Raw genomic sequence first — 16,690 nt, forward strand, 5'->3', positions numbered from 1 at the left:
TGGTCGGCCGACGGCCGTGCGGTCAGGGCGAGGACCGCGGTGGGGGTCCCCCGTGTCCGGGCGAAGCCCGGACACGGGGGAGTGCGAGCCAGTGCGGTGGTGAAGGTCCCGGGACCCGTCTTCTCGACCAGAGGGAAGACCTTCCGGACCGTCGCACCCACCGCGGTCCCAGCCAAGAACACGCCTCGCCGACGGCGAGGCCCCCGAACTCCGTCCGGCGGCGCGAATGTCCTGTCGCGCCCAGTCTCGTGCCGTCGGACGGGATCCACCACCGAACACCCTCACCGGCCGGACGGCGCCGGACGCGGACGGTCCCGCATCCGGCGCCGTCCGGCCCCACGCGTTGCCCGGGTACGGTACGGGCTGCCTCCGCGGGTCCCTCGCGTGCGGTGCCGTCCGCCTCCGCGGCCCGCCCCCCCTTCCGGCCCCCGCCCGTCCGGGCCCCTCCACCCGTCCGGCCCTCCACCCGTCCGCTCCTCCACCCGTCCGGTCCGCCGGCTCCGCGGGGTCCGCCGCCCCGGCGAGCGGCTGGGCTCCGCGGGAGGCCCCGGGGTGCGGTGCGGGCCCGTCCGCAGGAGTCTGGGGGCATGGAGCACAGCACCCGGCATCCGCACATCGTCGTGCACTCCCCCGCGCTGGACGGTTCCCGGCGGGTCACCGAGGACGACGTGACCCTCGGGCTCGCCTCCCACCTGGACGACGTCGTCGAGATCCTCCGGCTGGCCGACCTGGACCGCGTCGAGGTCGAGGAGAGCGACCTGATCGAGTGGCAGGGCGGCGGCCCGGACGACTGGCCCGGCCTGTCGGAGCACGGGGAGGCCTGAGCACCCGGGATCCCGGGGGGCGTCCGCGCGGGGCACCCGCCCGCGTGACCGGCCCGCGCCCGCCTGCGGCACGAGGCGTAGGGCCGCTACGGCATGCTCAGATCCAGCTCTGAACCCGGCCCCCGCAGGCATGGGGCACCCCCGCGAGCGGGCACAGTGCCTGACACGGGGCCCGCCGGCACGGGGGCGGCGGGCCCCGCGCGGGGCAGCGGGGAGGCGTCGATGGACAGCACGGGAGCGCACCGGCCGGAGCCGCACGAGGTCGCCTGCCTGCGGGGCGGGCCCCGGGCCGCCGTCACGGTCGCCGTCCTCGCCCTGCGCCTGCGCGGCGCGGTCGGACCGGCCTGGGGCGGCGCACTGCTGCGTGCCACGGGACCGCTCGGTGGTCCGGGAACGGACCGCGGCGCCGATGCCGTCCCCGCACTGCTCCTGGCCGTGCACGAGGCGCTCCGCACGCCCGCGAGCCTGCGGGACCTGATGGTGCGCGAGGGCGTCGCCCTCGCTCTGATCGACCTGCGCTACGACCTCACGGTGGCCGGGCTGACCCGGATCCGCCTGCCCGGCCGGACCCGGGCCGGGCGGCGCGCCCTGCGATCCCTGCGGGAGCGGCACCCGCTGCCGGAAGGTCCCGGAGGGCTCGCGCCCGAGGAGCGGCTGCTCGCGGTGGCCCTGTACGGCGACCGGGCGCTGGTCCGGCTCATGCCGCGCTTCGCGCACGAGGGCGGTCTCACCGGCCGTCGCGGCCGGCCCGCCCCGCGGGAGCGCGGATCCTCCTGGGACGGCGGCGCGGGCGGCTTCGGCTGCGGCACCGAGTGAGGACGCGCTGACGCGCACGGGCACGGCGAAGGGGCGGCCCTCCCTCCCGGGCGGGCCGCCCCTGTACCGCGGACGGCGGTCTCCGGCCGGCGGGCCGCCGGCCGGACCGTCAGACCTTCAGGGTCCTGACGGCCGTCGGCGCGTGGCCGGGCTCGGTGGCGAGTTCCTCGAACTCGACGACGTTGCCGATGTCGTTCGTGCCGGACATCGAGATGTTGGTGACGCGCTCCAGGATCGCCTCGACGACGACCGGGACCTGGAACTCGGCGGCCAGCTTCTTGGCCTCCTCGAAGGCGGCACCCAGCTCGTTCGGGTCGGTGACGCGGATCGCCTTGCAGCCCAGGCCCTCGGCGACCTTGACGTGGTCGACGCCGTAGACGCCCAGCTCGGGCGAGTTGATGTTCTCGAACTCCAGCTTGACCTGGAAGTCCATGTCGAACCCGCGCTGCGCCTGACGGATCAGGCCCAGGTAGGAGTTGTTCACCAGGACGTGCACGTAGGGGATCCTGTGCTGCGCGCCGACGGCCAGCTCCTCCAGCATGAACTGGAAGTCGTAGTCGCCGGACAGGGCGACGACCGGGGACTCCGGGTCGGCCTTGGCGACGCCGAGCGCGGCCGGGATGGTCCAGCCGAGCGGGCCGGCCTGGCCGCAGTTGATCCAGTGCCGCGGCCGGTAGACGTGCAGCATCTGGGCGCCGGCGATCTGGGAGAGGCCGATGGTCGAGACGTAGCGGGTCTCCGGACCGAAGGCCTTGTTCATCTCCTCGTAGACGCGCTGCGGCTTGATCGGGATGTCGTCGAAGTGCGTACGGCGCTGGAGCGTGGCCTTCTTCTCCTGCGCGGCAGCGGCCCAGGCGGAGCGGTCGGGGAGCCTGCCGGCCGCCTTCAGCTCCTTGGCGACCTGGACGAACAGCTCCAGCGCGGCCTTGGCGTCCGAGGCGATGCCGTAGTCGGGGGCGAAGATCTTGCCGATCTGGGTGGGCTCGACGTCGACGTGGACGAACTTCCGCCCGGCCGTGTAGACGTCGAGCTTGCCGGTGTGGCGGTTGGCCCAGCGGTTGCCGATGCCGAGGACGAAGTCGGACTCCAGGAAGGTCGCGTTGCCGTAGCGGTGCGAGGTCTGCAGGCCGACCATGCCGGCGTTCAGCTCGTGGTCGTCGGGCAGGATGCCCCAGCCCATCAGGGTCGGCACGACCGGAGTGCCGGTCAGCTCGGCGAACTCCACCAGGAGGTCGGCGGCGTCGGCGTTGATGACACCGCCGCCCGCGACGATCAGCGGCCGCTCGGAGGCGTTCAGCAGGGTGATCGCCTTCTCGACCTGGGCGCGGGTGGCGGCCGGCTTGTAGACCGGCAGCGGCTCGTAGGTCTCCGGGTCGAACTCGATCTCCGTCATCTGGACGTCGATCGGCAGGTCGATCAGGACCGGGCCGGGGCGGCCGGAGCGCATCAGGTGGAAGGCCTGCTGGAAGACGCCGGGGACCTGCGCGGCCTCCAGGACGGTGACCGCCATCTTGGTCACCGGCTTGGCGATGGAGGCGATGTCGACGGCCTGGAAGTCCTCCTTGTGGATCACGGCGGTCGGGGCCTGGCCCGTGATGCACAGGATCGGGATGGAGTCGCCGATGGCCGAGTACAGGCCGGTGATCATGTCGGTGCCGGCCGGCCCCGAAGTGCCGATGCAGACGCCGATGTTGCCCGGGTGTGTGCGCGTGTAGCCCTCGGCCATGTGCGAGGCGCCCTCGACGTGGCGGGCGAGCGTGTGGCCGATGCCTCCGGAGGCCTTGAGCGCCGCGTAGAAGGGGTTGATCGCCGCACCCGGCACACCGAACGCGTCGGTGACGCCCTCACGCTTGAGGATCTCAACTGCCGCGCGGGCAGCGGTCATACGAGCCATCGAGTACTCCTGCTTCGGCTGTCTTCTGCTGTCTCGGCTGCCGGATTCGCACTCCGTCGCGCCCCGCGGTGAGCTTCTTCCGTACTTCCGTATAGCGGAAAGTAGTTTCTACGATCTGGAAGCAATGTAAGGGGGTGCCCGGGGGTCGTCAAGGGAGTCGGACAGGGAAGGCCGCCCCGGGGCATGCCCGAGCGCCCGCCGGACGCGGTGCGCGGCGGGTCGTCGGGGGAGCGGCCGGACAGAGGCCGGCGTCCAGGAGGGTCGGAGGGTGCGACGCACGGGGCGGGCCGGGCGACGGTCGCCACGCGCCCGGCCTGCCCCTTTCGCCTCCCGCCCCACACGGCGGGAAACACGTCGGGCCCGGTCGGAACCGGGTGTCAGGAAACTTTCCTAACAGAAAAGGAATACTGAAGCTGACCATGTCCCGTCAAGAGAAGGGACGGGATGCCGGCGGGATCGGGCGGGACCGTTGACAGCCGTGCGCGGCGGGGCGTACGTATTCCGTCGGCGGCCTGGCGCGGACGTTCCGAACCCGACGCGCTCACCCCTTGGTCCCCCACGGGCCCGGGTGCCCCGGCCGTCCGCGGTCCCATGCCGCTTCCCGCCTGTTGCCGCACCCGCACGTCCCGCGACGCGCCCCACACCGCGCCGCGCCGGACGGGCCTGCCGCAAGTCGCCCAGGCGCTGCTCACCTCTGTGTTCGAGGGCACCTCGCGCCCTTCCTCAAGGAGATCAGCATGACGCCTACCCCGCCTCCGAGGCCTCCCGCGCGCCCCGGCCGCCGCACCCGGCGGTCCGCCGTCGCCGCCGGCACGAGCATCGCGCTGGCCCTGCTCGGCCTGACCGCCGCGGCCGGCACCGCCCCCACCACCGCCCAGGCGGAACCGTCCGCCGCCGTGCCCGCGGCCTTCACCGCGAGCGGTGTCCCGAAGTTCGACCACGTCGTGGTGGTCATGGAGGAGAACAAGTTCTACGAGGACGTGATCGGCAGCTCCCAGGCGCCGTACATCAACTCCCTCGCCAAGCAGGGCGCTTCCTTCTCCGACTTCCACGGTGTCGTCCACCCCAGCCAGGGCAACTACGTGGCGCTGTTCTCCGGTTCCACGCACGGGATCAAGGACGACGACTGCCCGCACGACTACTCCTCCGACAACCTCGGCAACCAGCTCCTCACCCACGGCAGGACGTTCGTGGGCTACTCCGAGGACCTGCCGTCCGACGGGTCGAAGGACTGCGGGGACGACGGCGACAGCGGCTACGCGCGCAAGCACAACGGCTGGGTCGACTTCAAGAACGTCCCGGCCTCCTCCAACCTGCGCATGAGCCGCTTCCCCTCGGACTACAGCAAGCTGCCGGACGTGGCGTTCGTGACGCCGAATCTCACCGACGACATGCACGACGGCACCGTGCGCGAGGGCGACGACTGGCTGCGCAAGAACCTGGACGGCTACGTCCGGTGGGCCAGGACGCACAACAGCGCGCTGGTGCTGACCTGGGACGAGGACGACAGCGACGACGACGTCAACCACATCCCCACCCTGGTCGTCGGCGCCCACGTCAAGCAGGGGTACAAGGCCGAGGACCGCGGCGACCTCTACTCGCTGCTGCGCACCCTGGAGGACATGCACGGGCTGCCGGCCCTGGGCGAGGCGGCGTCGCGCCGGCCTCTCACCGGCATCTGGGACGACGGCGGCACCACCCCGCCCGGCTCCTCGGACGACCTCGCGCTGAACCGGCCCGTCAAGACCTCCTCCACCGAGAGCACCTCCTACTCCGGCGCCAAGGCGGTGGACGGCGACCCGGCCACCCGCTGGGCCAGCAAGGAGGGTTCGGACCCGCAGTGGATCCAGGCCGACCTGGGCGCCGACACCGACATCGACAGGGTGAAGCTCACCTGGGAGGACGCCTACGCCAAGGCGTACACGGTGCAGACCTCCCAGGACGGTTCCACCTGGTCGACCGTGTACTCCACGTCGGCCGGTGACGGCGGCACCGACGACCTCACGGTGAGCGGGCACGGCCGGTACGTGCGCGTGAACGGCACCAAGCGCGGTACGGCGTACGGGTATTCGCTGTACGGCTTCGAGGTGTACGGCAAGGCGGGCACCGCCACCCCGCCGCCCGCGACCTCCGGCGCCGGCCTGACCGACCCGGCCAAGAAGGAGATCGCGATGGAGCTGGTCTCCAGCGCGGAGAACTCCTCCCTGGACTGGAAGGCCCAGTACACCTACATCGAGGACATCGGCGACGGCCGCGGCTACACGGGCGGCATCGTCGGCTTCTGCTCGGGCACCGGCGACATGCTCGACCTCGTCGAGCACTACACCGACCTGAAGCCGGACAACGTCCTGGCCGAGTACCTGCCCGCGCTGCGCAAGGTGAACGGCGGCGACTCGCACTCCGGGCTCGGCTCGGCGTTCGTCTCCGCCTGGCACACCGCGGCCAAGGACTCCATCTTCCGCAAGGCGCAGGACGACGAGCGAGACCGGGTCTACTTCGACCCGGCCGTCAAGCAGGCCGAGGCCGACGGGCTGCAGGCGCTCGGGCAGTTCGCGTACTACGACGCGATCGTGATGCACGGCCCCGGTGACGACGCCACCAGCTTCGGCGGCATCCGCGCGACCGCGCTGCGGCACGCGAAGCCGCCGTCCCGGGGCGGCGACGAGACGGCGTACCTCAACGCCTTCCTGGACGCCCGGGTGGCGGCCATGAAGACCGAGGAGGCGCACAGCGACACCAGCAGGGTCGACACCGAGCAGCGCGTCTTCCTGAAGGACGGCAACCTGCGCCTCGACCCGCCGCTGCGCTGGAAGGTCTACGGCGACCCGTACGAGATCGACGGCTGACCCGGCCGCCCGCGGGGCCCGCCGGCCACCGCGCCGGCGGGCCCCTGACCGCGCGAGACCCCCCACCACGGGACAGGCCCCGAGAGGACACCCCCAGCCATGTACATCTCATCGAGCCGGGCGGCGACGCCGCGCTCCCCCGCCCCCGGCACCGATCCCCGCGCCGTCGCCCCACCAGCCCCCGCCGCCCCGCAGGCACCCCCGGGTGCCGGGCGCCGGGCGCGCGCGACGGCCCGGGTCTCCCCCACCGTGCTCGCGCTCGGTTCGGTCAGCCTGGTCACCGACATCTCCTCCGAGATGATCACCGCCGTGCTGCCGATGTACGTCATCTTCACGCTGGGTCTGAGCCCCTTGCAGTTCGGCGCGCTCAACGGCATGTACGTCGGCGTGACCGCCCTGGTCCGGCTGGCCGGCGGGCACGCGGCCGACCGCTGGCAGCGCCGCAAACTGGTGGCGGGCGGCGGCTACGCGCTCTCCGCGGTGTGCAAGCTGGGCCTGCTGGCGGCGGGCTCCTCGGTGCCGGTGCTCGGCGCGGTGATCGCCGCCGACCGCACCGGCAAGGGGCTGCGCACCGGCCCGCGCGACGCGCTGATCTCCCTGAGCAGCACACCGGCGACGCTGGGCCGCTCCTTCGGCGTGCACCGCGCGCTCGACACGGCGGGCGCCTTCCTCGGCCCGCTGGTGGCGTTCGCCCTGCTGCTGGCCACGCCGGGCCGCTACGACACCGTGCTCGTGGTGAGCTTCGGCGTCGCCGTCCTCGGGGTGCTGATGCTCGCCCTGCTGGTCCAGGAGCGGCGGGCGCCGGTGACGGCCGGGGAGCCGGAGCGCCGTGCCGGCCTGCGCGACGTGCTCGCGCTGCTGCGCCACCGCGCCTATCTGCGGGTGGGGCTGGCCGCGGTGCTGCTGTCCGCGGTGGTGATCGGCGACTCGTTCGTCTACCTGCTCCTCCAGGAGCGCCTGGGCGTGCCCGAGCAGTACTTCCCGCTGCTGCCGCTGGGCACGGCGGGCGGCTATCTGCTGCTCGCGGTGCCGGTGGGGCGGCTGGCCGACCGCCTCGGGCGGCTGCGGGTCTTCGCCGCCGGCCACCTCGCCCTGCTGGCGGGCTGTCTGCTGCTGTTCCTGCCGTGGTCGGGACCGGCGCCGGTGGTCGTGGTGCTGGCGCTGCACGGGGTGTTCTACGCGGCGACGGACGGCGTGCTGATGGCCGCCGTCGGGCCGCTGGTGCCCGAGCGGCTGCGGGCCGGGGGCCTGTCCCTGGTCCAGACGGCCCAGTCGGTGGCCGCGCTGGCCTCCTCGGTGCTGTTCGGGGCGTGCTGGTCGCTGTGGGGGCTGCGGACCGCGCTGGCCGCCGCGCTGGCCGCGCTGGCGGTGGCGAGCGTGCTCGCGGTGTGGATCCTGCCCTGGCGCACCGAGCGGCGGGGCCCGGTGCCGGCGGACGAGTGCGCGGAGGCCGCCGGATGAGCACCAGGGCGAGACTGCTGAGCGTCCTCGCCGCCGTGCTGCTGGTGGCGGGCGCGAGCACCGGATACGTGTGGCACGTGCGCGGCGGCGCGGACCCGGGCACCCCGGGCGGCGCGGTCCGGCTCGACGCGGCCGGGCGGATCCTGTTCCGGAACACCGCGCCGGGCGCCGGGTTCGGCAAGGTGGCGACGGTGCCGCTGGAGCGGCCGGGCGCGGTCCGCACGGTCGGCGCCACCCGCTGCGACCGCCTCTACGCGGCGCACGGCACGGGTGTGTGCCTCCAGCGCACCGGCCCCGTCCCGGGCACCTACGTCACGGTGCTCGACCGCGAGCTGCGCCGGGTCCGCCGGGTGCGCACCGAGGGCTTCCCCAACCGGGCACGGGTGTCGGCGGACGGACGGATGCTGTCGTGGACGATGTTCGTGCGGGGCGACTCCTACCTGCGCGACGACTTCTCGACCCGTACCGGCGTGCTGGACACCCGTACCGGCCGGCTGACCGGCGACATCGAGCGGATCCCGCTGACCCTGGACGGCCGCCCCTACCAGGCCGCCGACGTCAACTACTGGGGGGTGACGTTCGCGCGGGACGACAGCACCTTCTACGCCACGGTGCGCACCGCCGGCCGCACCTACCTGGTGCGGGGCGACTACCGGAAGTGGACGGCGCGCACGCTGCGGGAGAACGCCGAGTGCCCCTCGCTGTCGCCGGACGGGAGGCGGCTGGTGTTCAAGAAGCGGGTCAGCGCGGGCGGCGGACGCCCGTGGCGGCTGTACGCGCTCGACCTGGCCACGATGCGCGAGACACCGCTCGCCGAGGCCCGCAGCGTCGACGACCAGGCGGCCTGGCTCGACGCGCGGACCGTGATGTACGCGCTGCCCCGGCACGGCGGCGGCTGGGACGTGTGGTCCGTCCCGGCCGACGGGAGGGGGGCGCCGCGCCTGCTCATCCGTGACGCGAGTTCCCCGGCGGTGCTGCCGCGCTGACTGCGGGGGCGGTGTCCGGCGCCGGGCCGGTGCCGGGGGCCCGGCCGGGGCCGTCCCCGCCGTGGCTGCGGCGCAGTTCGACCTTGCGCACCTTGCCGGACACCGTCATCGGGAAGGAGTCCAGGACGCTCAGCCGGCTGGGGATCTTGTAGTGCGCCAGCCGGTCCCGGCAGTAGGACCGCACCTCGTCGAGGGTCGGCGGGTCGGCCTCGTCGAGCGGGATGACGCAGGCCAGGACCTCCTCGCCGTAGCGCTCGTGCGGCACGCCGACGACCTGGACGTCGCGGATCTTGGGGTGGCCGTACAGGAACTCCTCGATCTCGCGCGGGTAGATGTTCTCGCCGCCGCGGATGATCATGTCCTTGATGCGGCCGACGATCTCCACGTACCCGTCCTCGCGCATCACGGCGAGGTCGCCGGTGTGCATCCAGCGGCCGGGGTCGACGGCCTCGGCGGTCCGCTCGGGCTCCTCCCAGTAGCCGAGCATGACGCTGTAGCCGCGGGTGCACAGTTCGCCCGCGGTGCCGCGCGGGAGGGTGACGCCGGTGGCCGGGTCGACGACCTTCACCTCCAGGTGCGGCAGCACCCGGCCGACGGTGGCGGTGCGGTGTTCGAGGTCGTCGTCCACGCGGGTCTGCAGGGACACCGGGGAGGTCTCGGTCATGCCGTAGCAGATGGAGACCTCGGCCATGTGCATCTCGGTGACCACCCGTTTCATCACCTCCACCGGGCAGGGGGAGCCCGCCATGATGCCGGTGCGCAGGGAGGAGAGGTCGTACCGGGCGAAGCCGGGGAGGTTGAGTTCGGCGATGAACATGGTCGGGACGCCGTACAGCGCCGTGCAGCGTTCCCGCTGGACGGCGTCCAGGGTGGCCTCCGGGTCGAAGGACGGGGCGGGGACGACGATGCACGCGCCGTGCGAGGTGGCCGCGAGGTTGCCCATCACCATGCCGAAGCAGTGGTAGAAGGGCACGGGCACGCAGATGCGGTCCCGTTCGGTGCAGGCGACCAGCTCCCCCACGAAATAGCCGTTGTTGAGGATGTTGTGGTGGGAGAGGGTGGCGCCCTTGGGGAAGCCGGTGGTGCCCGAGGTGTACTGGATGTTGATGGGGTCGTCGCAGGACAGCTCCGCCTCCCGCGCCCGCAGTTCGTCGGCGCGGTCGGGCGTGCCGTGGGCGGCGAACGCGTCCCATGTCGGGTCGCCGATGTAGACGATCTCCGTCAGCTGCGGGCAGTTGCCCCGTACTTGGTCGACCATCGCCCGGTAGTCGCTGCTCTTGTGCCGCAGCGAGGCGAAGAGCAGGGAGATGCCCGCCTGTTTCAGGACGTACTCGACCTCGTGGGTGCGGTAGGCCGGGTTGATGTTGACCATGATCGCGCCGACGCGGGCGGTGGCGTACTGGACCAGCATCCACTCGGCGCAGTTCACGGCCCAGATGCCGACCCGGTCGCCCTTGGCGACACCGTTCGCCAGCAGCGCGTACGCCAGCCCGTCGACGTCGGCGGCGAACTCGGCGTAGGTCCAGCGGCGCCCGGAGGGGACGTCGACGAGTGCCTCGCGGCCGGGCCAGGCGGCGACGGCCCGGTCCAGGTTCGCGCCGATGGTGTCGCCGAGCAGCGCGGTGCCGCCGGTGCCGTGGGTGTACGAGAGGGCGGGGGCGTGCGTCACCGGAAGTCCTCCTCGCGGTACTCGTGGCCGGAACCCTGGGCGGTGGCCTCGCGCAGTTCGATGCGGCGGATCTTGCCGGAGACCGTCTTGGGCAGGTCGCCGAACTCCAGGCGGCGCAGCCGCTTGTAGGGGGCGAGGACCCGGCGGGAGTGCTCGAAGAGGACCTTCGCGGTGCCGGGGCCGGGCTCCCAGCCCTCGGCCAGGACGACGTACGCCTTCGGTACGGCCAGGCGCAGTTCGTCGGGGGCGGGCACGACGGCCGCCTCGGCCACCGCCTCGTGCTCCAGCAGGGCGCTCTCCAGCTCGAACGGGCTGATCTTGTAGTCGGAGGCCTTGAAGACGTCGTCGGAACGCCCGATGTAGGTGAGGTATCCGTCCTCGTCGCGGGAGGCGACGTCGCCCGTGCGGTAGTAACCGCCCGCCATCGCCTCGGCGGTGCGGTCGGCGTCGCCGTGGTAGCCGGCCATCAGGCCGACGGGCCGGGCGGAGAGGTCGAGCGCGACCTCGCCCTCGTCGGCGCCGGGCGCGCCGGAGACCGGGTCGAGCAGTTCGACGCGGAAGCCGGGGCTGGGCCGTCCCATGGAACCGGTCTTGAGCGGCTGGCCGGGGCTGTTGGAGACCTGCACGGCCGTCTCGGTCTGCCCGAACCCGTCCCGGACGGTGACGCCCCAGGCCCGCCGGACCTGCTCGACGACCTCGGGGTTGAGCGGCTCGCCGGCGGCCACCGCCTCGCGGGGCGGGGTGCCCAGCAGGCTCAGGTCGGCCTGGATGAGCATGCGCCACACGGTGGGCGGGGCGCAGAAGGTGGTGACGCCGGCCCGGTCCATCTCGGACATCAGACGGGCGGCGTCGAAGCGGGTGTAGTTGTGGATGAAGACGGTCGCCTCCGCGTTCCACGGGGCGAACAGGTTGGACCAGGCGTGCTTGGCCCAGCCCGGCGAGGAGATGTTCAGGTGCACGTCGCCGGGCTTCAGGCCGATCCAGTACATGGTCGCCAGGTGCCCGATCGGGTACGAGGTGTGGGTGTGCTCGACCAGCTTGGGACGGGCGGTGGTGCCGGAGGTGAAGTAGAGCATCAGCGGGTCGTCGGCGAGAGTGGGGCCGTCGGGGAGGAACTCCGCCGGGGCCGCGTGGACGTCCTCGTAGGGCTCCCAGCCCTCCTCGGGCACCCCGCCGACCGAGATGCGGGTGTAGGCGCCGGGCACGTCGGCGAACTTGGCGGTGTCCTGGGCGCGCACGATCACGTGCTTGACCCGGCCGCGCTCCACGCGGTCGCCGAGGTCGGCGGGGCCGAGCAGCGGGGTCGCGGGGATGACGACCGCCCGCAGCTTCATCGCGGCGAGCGCGGTCTCCCACAGTTCGGCCTGGTTGCCGAGCATCACCAGGATGCGGTCCTCGGCCGCGACGCCGCGCGCGCGCAGCCAGTTCGCGGCGCGGTCGGAGCGCTCGGACAGCTCGGCGAAGGAGAGGCGGACCTCGCTGCCGTCCTCCTCCACGATGTGCAGGGCGGTGCGGTCGTTGTTCTCGGCGATGACGTCGAACCAGTCCAGCGCCCAGTTGAAGTGCCCGGGCCGGGGCCACCGGAAGCCGGCGTAGGCCGTGGCGTAGTCCTCACGGTGTTCCAGCAGGAAGTCCCGTGCCCCGCGGAAGGTCTCCGTCGCCGTCGTCATCTGTCCTCCATGTGCGGTCCGGCATCCGGACCATTGCCGTGCGGCTCCGCTCCATCGTGTAATCCGTGATGCAGGTCTCACTACCCCCGAACGGGGGTGTGGTGAGCGCGGGACCGTGACGAAGGGGCGAGCGGGTGACGGCACAGGCGTCCGGGGCGGCGGAGATCCGGGGAGCGCTGGCGGCGCTGCGGCGGGCGACGGGTCTGCCGGTCGCCTTCGGCGGCCTGGTCGAGCCGGGCCGGCCGCGGGTGCGGATCAGCGAGCTGACCGGCACCGCGACGCCCGCGCTCAGCGCGCTCGCGGTGACCGCCGGCAACGGGCTCGGCGGCCGGGCGGTGGCGCTGGCCCGCCCGTGCGCGGTGACGGACTACTCGCTGTCCCGGCAGATCAGTCACGAGTACGACGCGGCGGTGGCCGCGGAGGGACTGCGCTCGGTCCTCGCGGTGCCGGTGGTGGTACGGCGCCGGGTGCGGGGCGTGCTCTACGGCGCCCTGCGGACCGCCCAGCCGCTCGGGGACCGCACGCTGAGCGCGGCGGTGGCGGCGGCCCGCGACGTGGAGCAGGCGCTGGTCGTACGGGAGGAGGCCCGCGAACTGCTGGCGGCCACCGCCGCACCGGAGGCCGAGGCCGAGGGCGCGCGGACCGCCGGGCCCGGCTGGGCGCAGGTGCGCGAGGCCCACGCGGCGCTGCGCGCCCTGGCCCCGCGGATCACGGACCCGGCCCTGCGCGCCGAACTGCTTCAGGCGTGCGGCCTGCTGGCCGCGGCGCCCGCCCCTGAGCCGGGCGTGCGTCTGGCCCCCCGGGAGATCGACGTCCTCGCCTGTGTGGCCGCGGGCGCGACCAACGCGGCCACCGCCGCCCGTCTCGGCCTCGGCACGGAGACGGTCAAGGCCTACCTCCGCTCGGCCATGCGCAGGCTCGGCGCCCACACCCGGGGCGAGGCGGTGGCGGCTGCCCGCCGGGCGGGGGTGCTGCCGTAGGAGCGGGCCGTGCCCTCCGCGGGACGGCGGGGGACGCAGCCGGCCGCGGCGGCGTGCGGGTGCCGGCAGCGGCGGGCCGGGGAGCCTCCCCGGGCCGGGCGGTCCGTGGTGGGAGTACCGTCGGCCGGGTGGCCGGGGTACCGTCGGAGGCTGTGCGTGCGGGGTGCGTATTCGATCGGCGCGGCTTTGAATTCCGTCATGCTTCGGCTGCTGTTGTTTCCCTCACTACGCCGGCAGACCGGAATTCATCGCCCGGTTGCCTAGAATTTGGCCCGGACACGACACACGAGGGGAGCGGTGACCGTGCTACGGGACTTCAAGGGCCCTGCGGGCTGCCGCTCCGAGCTGGTCATCGGCCGGGAGGAGCCGTCCGCGGCGGCGCGCGAGCAGCTCGGCCGCGGCGGCAGTGTGCTGCTGCACGGACCGGCGGGAATAGGAAAGTCGACGGTGCTGCGGGCATTGGCGGCGGAATACGCCCCCGCGGCCCGCACGGTGTTGCGCTGCTCCGCCACCGAGTCCGAATCCCATCTGCCGTTCCTGGCCCTCGCCGACCTCTTCGGGCTGGTCCTTCCGGAGGTGGCCGGCGAACTGCCCGCCGCCCAGCGCACCGCCCTGGAGTCGGCGCTCACCGGCCGCGGCGAGTCCACCCTCCAGCGCGACGGTCTCGCCCTGCGCCTCGCCGTGCTCTCCACGCTGCGCGCGCTCGCCGCCCGCGGCCCGGTGCTGATCGTCGCCGACGACCTGCAGTGGCTGGACCCGGCCAGCGCGGAACTGCTCGGCTTCGCCGCCCGCCGTCTGGGCGGCACCCCGGTGCGGATGCTGTGCGCCGTGCGCACCGAGGACGAGGACTACGGCCGTCATCTGCGCTCCCCCGCTCTCGGCGGCGCCCGGGCGGGGGGACTCCCCTGCCCGCCCGACACCCTCTCGGTGCGCCTCGGTCCGCTCTCGCGCGCCCAGGTCTCGGCCCTGCTCGACCACCGCGGCCACACCGGCCTGCCGCGCTCCACGGTCCGCGAGATCCACCGCACCAGCGGCGGCAACCCGCTGTTCGCGCTGGAACTGGGCCGGGCGCTGGCCGAGAGCCCGGCCCGGCCCCGGCCGGGCGAGCCGCTGCCGGTGCCGACGTCGCTGCGCGCCCTGGTGCTCAGCCGGCTGGAGATGCTGTCCGAGGAGGCCCGCCGCACCCTGCTCGTCGCCAGCGCGGGCGCCCGCCCCACCCCGGCGCTGCTGCACGCCGCCGGCCGGGAGAACGCCGAGGCCGAGTGCGCGCAGGCCGCCCGGCTCGGGCTGCTGGCGACCGAGCCCGAGGGGCCCGCCGTACGGTTCGCGCACCCCCTCATCTCGGCCGCGCTGTACGCCGAGGCGCCCGCCGGGGAGCGGCGTGCCGCGCACGCGGCGCTGTCCACCGCGGCCTCCGACCCCATCGAACGCGCCCGTCACCTGGCCCTGTCCACCACCGGCACCGATCCGGGCGTGGCCGCCCGGCTCGCCGGGGCCGCCGCCCTGGCCCGCGACCGCGGAGCGCCGTCGGTGGCCGCCTCGCTCGGGCTGCTCGCCGCCCGGCACACCCCGGCGGACGGCGAACCGGGGCCCGACGAGCGGCGGTTGCTCGCCGCCGAGGACGCCATCACGGCCGGCGAGGTGGACCTCGCCCGGGACATCGCCCGGGACGTGCTGACCCGGGCCACCGTGCCCGCCCAGCGGGTGCGGGCGTGGATGGTGGTGATCGAGGCCGCCGGGCAGGCCCTCGGCGAGGTGGACGCGGTCTTCCCGCAGGCGCTGGCCGACGCCGGGGACGACCCCGGGCTGCTCGCCCTGGTCCACTACCAGCTGGCCTGGCGCGGGCTGGTCGTCGAGGGAGATTTCGGCGTGGCCCGTGAGGAGGCCGCGCACGCCGCTGAACTGGCCGCGCGCGGCGGGGACCGGCGTACCGAGCTGATGGCGCTGGCGTTCCGGGCCTCCACCGAGACGCTGATGGGGCACCCCGACGCGCCCTCGACCATCGGGCGCGCGATGAAGGAGCCCCAGGACCCCTATGTCGCCTGCCACCACAACGGCGTCGGCGCGGCCCGCTACCGCTGGCTGCTGATGAGCGACCGGCTCACGGAGGCACGCGCCACCATCACGGCGCTGCTGCGCGAGGTGCGGCGGCGCGGCATGGTCGAGAGCGAGGTGCACTTCCTGCGGCTGCTCGCCGAGACCGAACTGCGCGCCGGGCACTGCGGGCGCGCCCTGGACCTGGCCCGGGAGAGCCTGCGGCTGGCCCGGGACACGGGGATCGGCGAGGGCGCCTCGGCCATGCTGGCCTGCTTCGCGGAGGCCTCCGGCGGGGACACCGGGCGGGCGCTGGCGCTGGCCGGTGAGGCGGTCCGGCTCGCCGAGGAGGACGGCGACCAGATGTACCTCTCGCGCGCCCTGGCGGCGCTCGGGTACGCGCAGTTCGTGTCCGGGGACGCGCAGGCGGCCGTGGCGACGCTGCGCCGGGTGCGGGAGCTGGAGACGGGGCTCGGCATCACCGACCCGGCGCGCGGGCGCTGGCACGGCGATCTGGCGGAGGCGCTGGTGCTCGTCGGCGAGCCGGGCGAGGCGCAGCAGGTCGTCGACACGGCCCGCGAGCACGCGCTGCGGCTGGGCCGCGAGAGTGTGCTGGCCGTCCTGGACCGGGCCGAGGCGCTGGTGGTGGCGGCCCGCGGCGACACCGAGGCCGCCGCCGTCCGGCTGGCGTCGGCACAGGACCGGCTGGCCGGGCTGGGCAACGGGCTGGAGGAGGCGCGGGCCGCCTTCGCGCTGGCCCGGCTGCGCGCGCCGCGGCCGGACCCCACGTCGTTCGACGAGGCGGCGCGGCTCTTCCGGCGCTGCCGGGCGCTGCCGTGGCTGCGCCGGGTGGACGCGGCGGCGCTCGCCCGTCCGGCGCAGCCGGAGCCTGAAGTGGTCCCCGCGGTCCTGGACGGGCTGGCCGCGATGGAGCGTCAGGTCGCGGCGCTCGTCATGGAGGGGGCCACCAACCGGGAGATCGCGGCGCGGCTGTTCATCAGCGTCAAGACGGTGGAGGCGACGCTGACCCGGGTCTACCGCAAGCTGGGGATCCGTTCGCGGGTCGACATCGTCCGATTGGCGGCCGGCCGGCGCGCGAAGTGAGCGCGGCCCGGGTTGACTGACCGGGTGGATCTCCGTGCGGGTGGCTGCCGTGGCCGGTGCGTCGTCGCGAACCGACGGGAGACGACCGCACCGGTCGCTCCCGCCCGGCCCCTGCCGGCACGGGCCGCCGCCGCCCGGTCTCGCACCGCCCGGAGCGTCTTCGTGGTCGCACGGGTCACCCGCGCCGCGCCCCCGGCCACCGCGTTCGCGCCCGCCCGGCTCCCGGCCGCGCGGGCCGCCGCGTCCGCCGCCCCGCCCGCGTCCCAGACCTGCCTGTCGCCTGCCCCTCTCCCGTTCCCGCCTGTTCCCGCCCGCTCCGGGGTTCCGGACGGGCGGTGGTGCCCGGTGGGCGTGGCGTGGCTGCCGGGGGGCGGACGGGCGTCCGCTGCCGACAGCCCGTCAGGCA

The 16,690-nt window shown here is 74.3% G+C and carries 9 protein-coding genes and 2 pseudogenes; 8 read left to right on the forward strand and 3 right to left on the reverse strand.

All coding sequences use genetic code 11. The features are described 5' to 3' along the window. Window positions 1-587: 587 nt before the first annotated feature. Window positions 588-824 carry a hypothetical protein gene (locus ABZ719_RS13995; RefSeq protein ID WP_366725429.1) on the forward strand — a complete coding sequence of 79 codons (237 nt, stop codon included), beginning with the start codon at window positions 588-590 and terminating at the stop codon, window positions 822-824. A gap of 222 nt (window positions 825-1,046) precedes the next feature. Further along, window positions 1,047-1,640 (forward strand): TIGR04222 domain-containing membrane protein, encoded by a 594-nt coding sequence (locus ABZ719_RS14000; protein ID WP_366725430.1) that lies wholly within the window; start codon window positions 1,047-1,049, stop codon window positions 1,638-1,640. Between the two features lie 109 nt (window positions 1,641-1,749). Here ABZ719_RS14000 and gcl read toward each other — a convergent pair whose 3' ends face one another. After that, complete coding sequence (gene gcl, locus ABZ719_RS14005; RefSeq protein ID WP_366725431.1) at window positions 1,750-3,534, reverse strand: glyoxylate carboligase; 1,785 nt, start codon at window positions 3,532-3,534, stop codon at window positions 1,750-1,752. 953 nt (window positions 3,535-4,487) lie between these two features. Here gcl and ABZ719_RS14010 point away from each other — a divergent pair. The 4 genes and pseudogenes from ABZ719_RS14010 to ABZ719_RS14025 form a co-directional block, all read left to right on the forward strand. Next, a pseudogene (locus ABZ719_RS14010) lies at window positions 4,488-5,597 on the forward strand (alkaline phosphatase family protein); the annotation flags it as partial. A 75-nt stretch (window positions 5,598-5,672) separates the two neighbouring features. Next, a pseudogene (locus ABZ719_RS14015) lies at window positions 5,673-6,380 on the forward strand (chitosanase); the annotation flags it as partial. Between the two features lie 99 nt (window positions 6,381-6,479). Beyond that, a complete protein-coding gene (locus ABZ719_RS14020) occupies window positions 6,480-7,841 on the forward strand; it encodes an MFS transporter (protein ID WP_366725432.1) in 1,362 nt (453 codons plus the stop codon). Further along, window positions 7,838-8,827 carry a hypothetical protein gene (locus ABZ719_RS14025; protein ID WP_366725433.1) on the forward strand — a complete coding sequence of 330 codons (990 nt, stop codon included), beginning with the start codon at window positions 7,838-7,840 and terminating at the stop codon, window positions 8,825-8,827. The genes ABZ719_RS14020 and ABZ719_RS14025 overlap by 4 nt, the downstream gene beginning before the upstream one ends. On the opposite strand, the gene ABZ719_RS14030 is transcribed toward ABZ719_RS14025, so the two are convergent. Beyond that, window positions 8,787-10,496 (reverse strand): AMP-binding protein, encoded by a 1,710-nt coding sequence (locus ABZ719_RS14030; RefSeq protein WP_366725434.1) that lies wholly within the window; start codon window positions 10,494-10,496, stop codon window positions 8,787-8,789. The two genes, ABZ719_RS14025 and ABZ719_RS14030, sit on opposite strands and share 41 nt — an antisense overlap. Continuing rightward, on the reverse strand, window positions 10,493-12,166 hold the full coding sequence (locus ABZ719_RS14035; protein ID WP_366725435.1) for an AMP-binding protein: 1,674 nt from the start codon (window positions 12,164-12,166) through the stop codon (window positions 10,493-10,495). The genes ABZ719_RS14030 and ABZ719_RS14035 overlap by 4 nt, the downstream gene beginning before the upstream one ends. Before the next feature lie 134 nt (window positions 12,167-12,300). Between ABZ719_RS14035 and ABZ719_RS14040 the strand changes: the two genes are divergently transcribed. Both ABZ719_RS14040 and ABZ719_RS14045 read left to right on the forward strand, forming a co-directional pair. Next, window positions 12,301-13,146, forward strand: a complete 846-nt coding sequence (locus tag ABZ719_RS14040; protein WP_366725436.1) for a LuxR C-terminal-related transcriptional regulator — start codon at window positions 12,301-12,303, stop codon at window positions 13,144-13,146. A gap of 297 nt (window positions 13,147-13,443) precedes the next feature. Beyond that, window positions 13,444-16,284: an AAA family ATPase gene (locus ABZ719_RS14045; RefSeq protein WP_366725437.1), complete on the forward strand. Its 2,841-nt coding sequence runs from the start codon at window positions 13,444-13,446 to the stop codon at window positions 16,282-16,284. Window positions 16,285-16,690 lie beyond the last annotated feature (406 nt).

Source organism: Streptomyces sp. NPDC006743 (assembly GCF_040703815.1).
Lineage (GTDB): Bacteria > Actinomycetota > Actinomycetes > Streptomycetales > Streptomycetaceae > Streptomyces.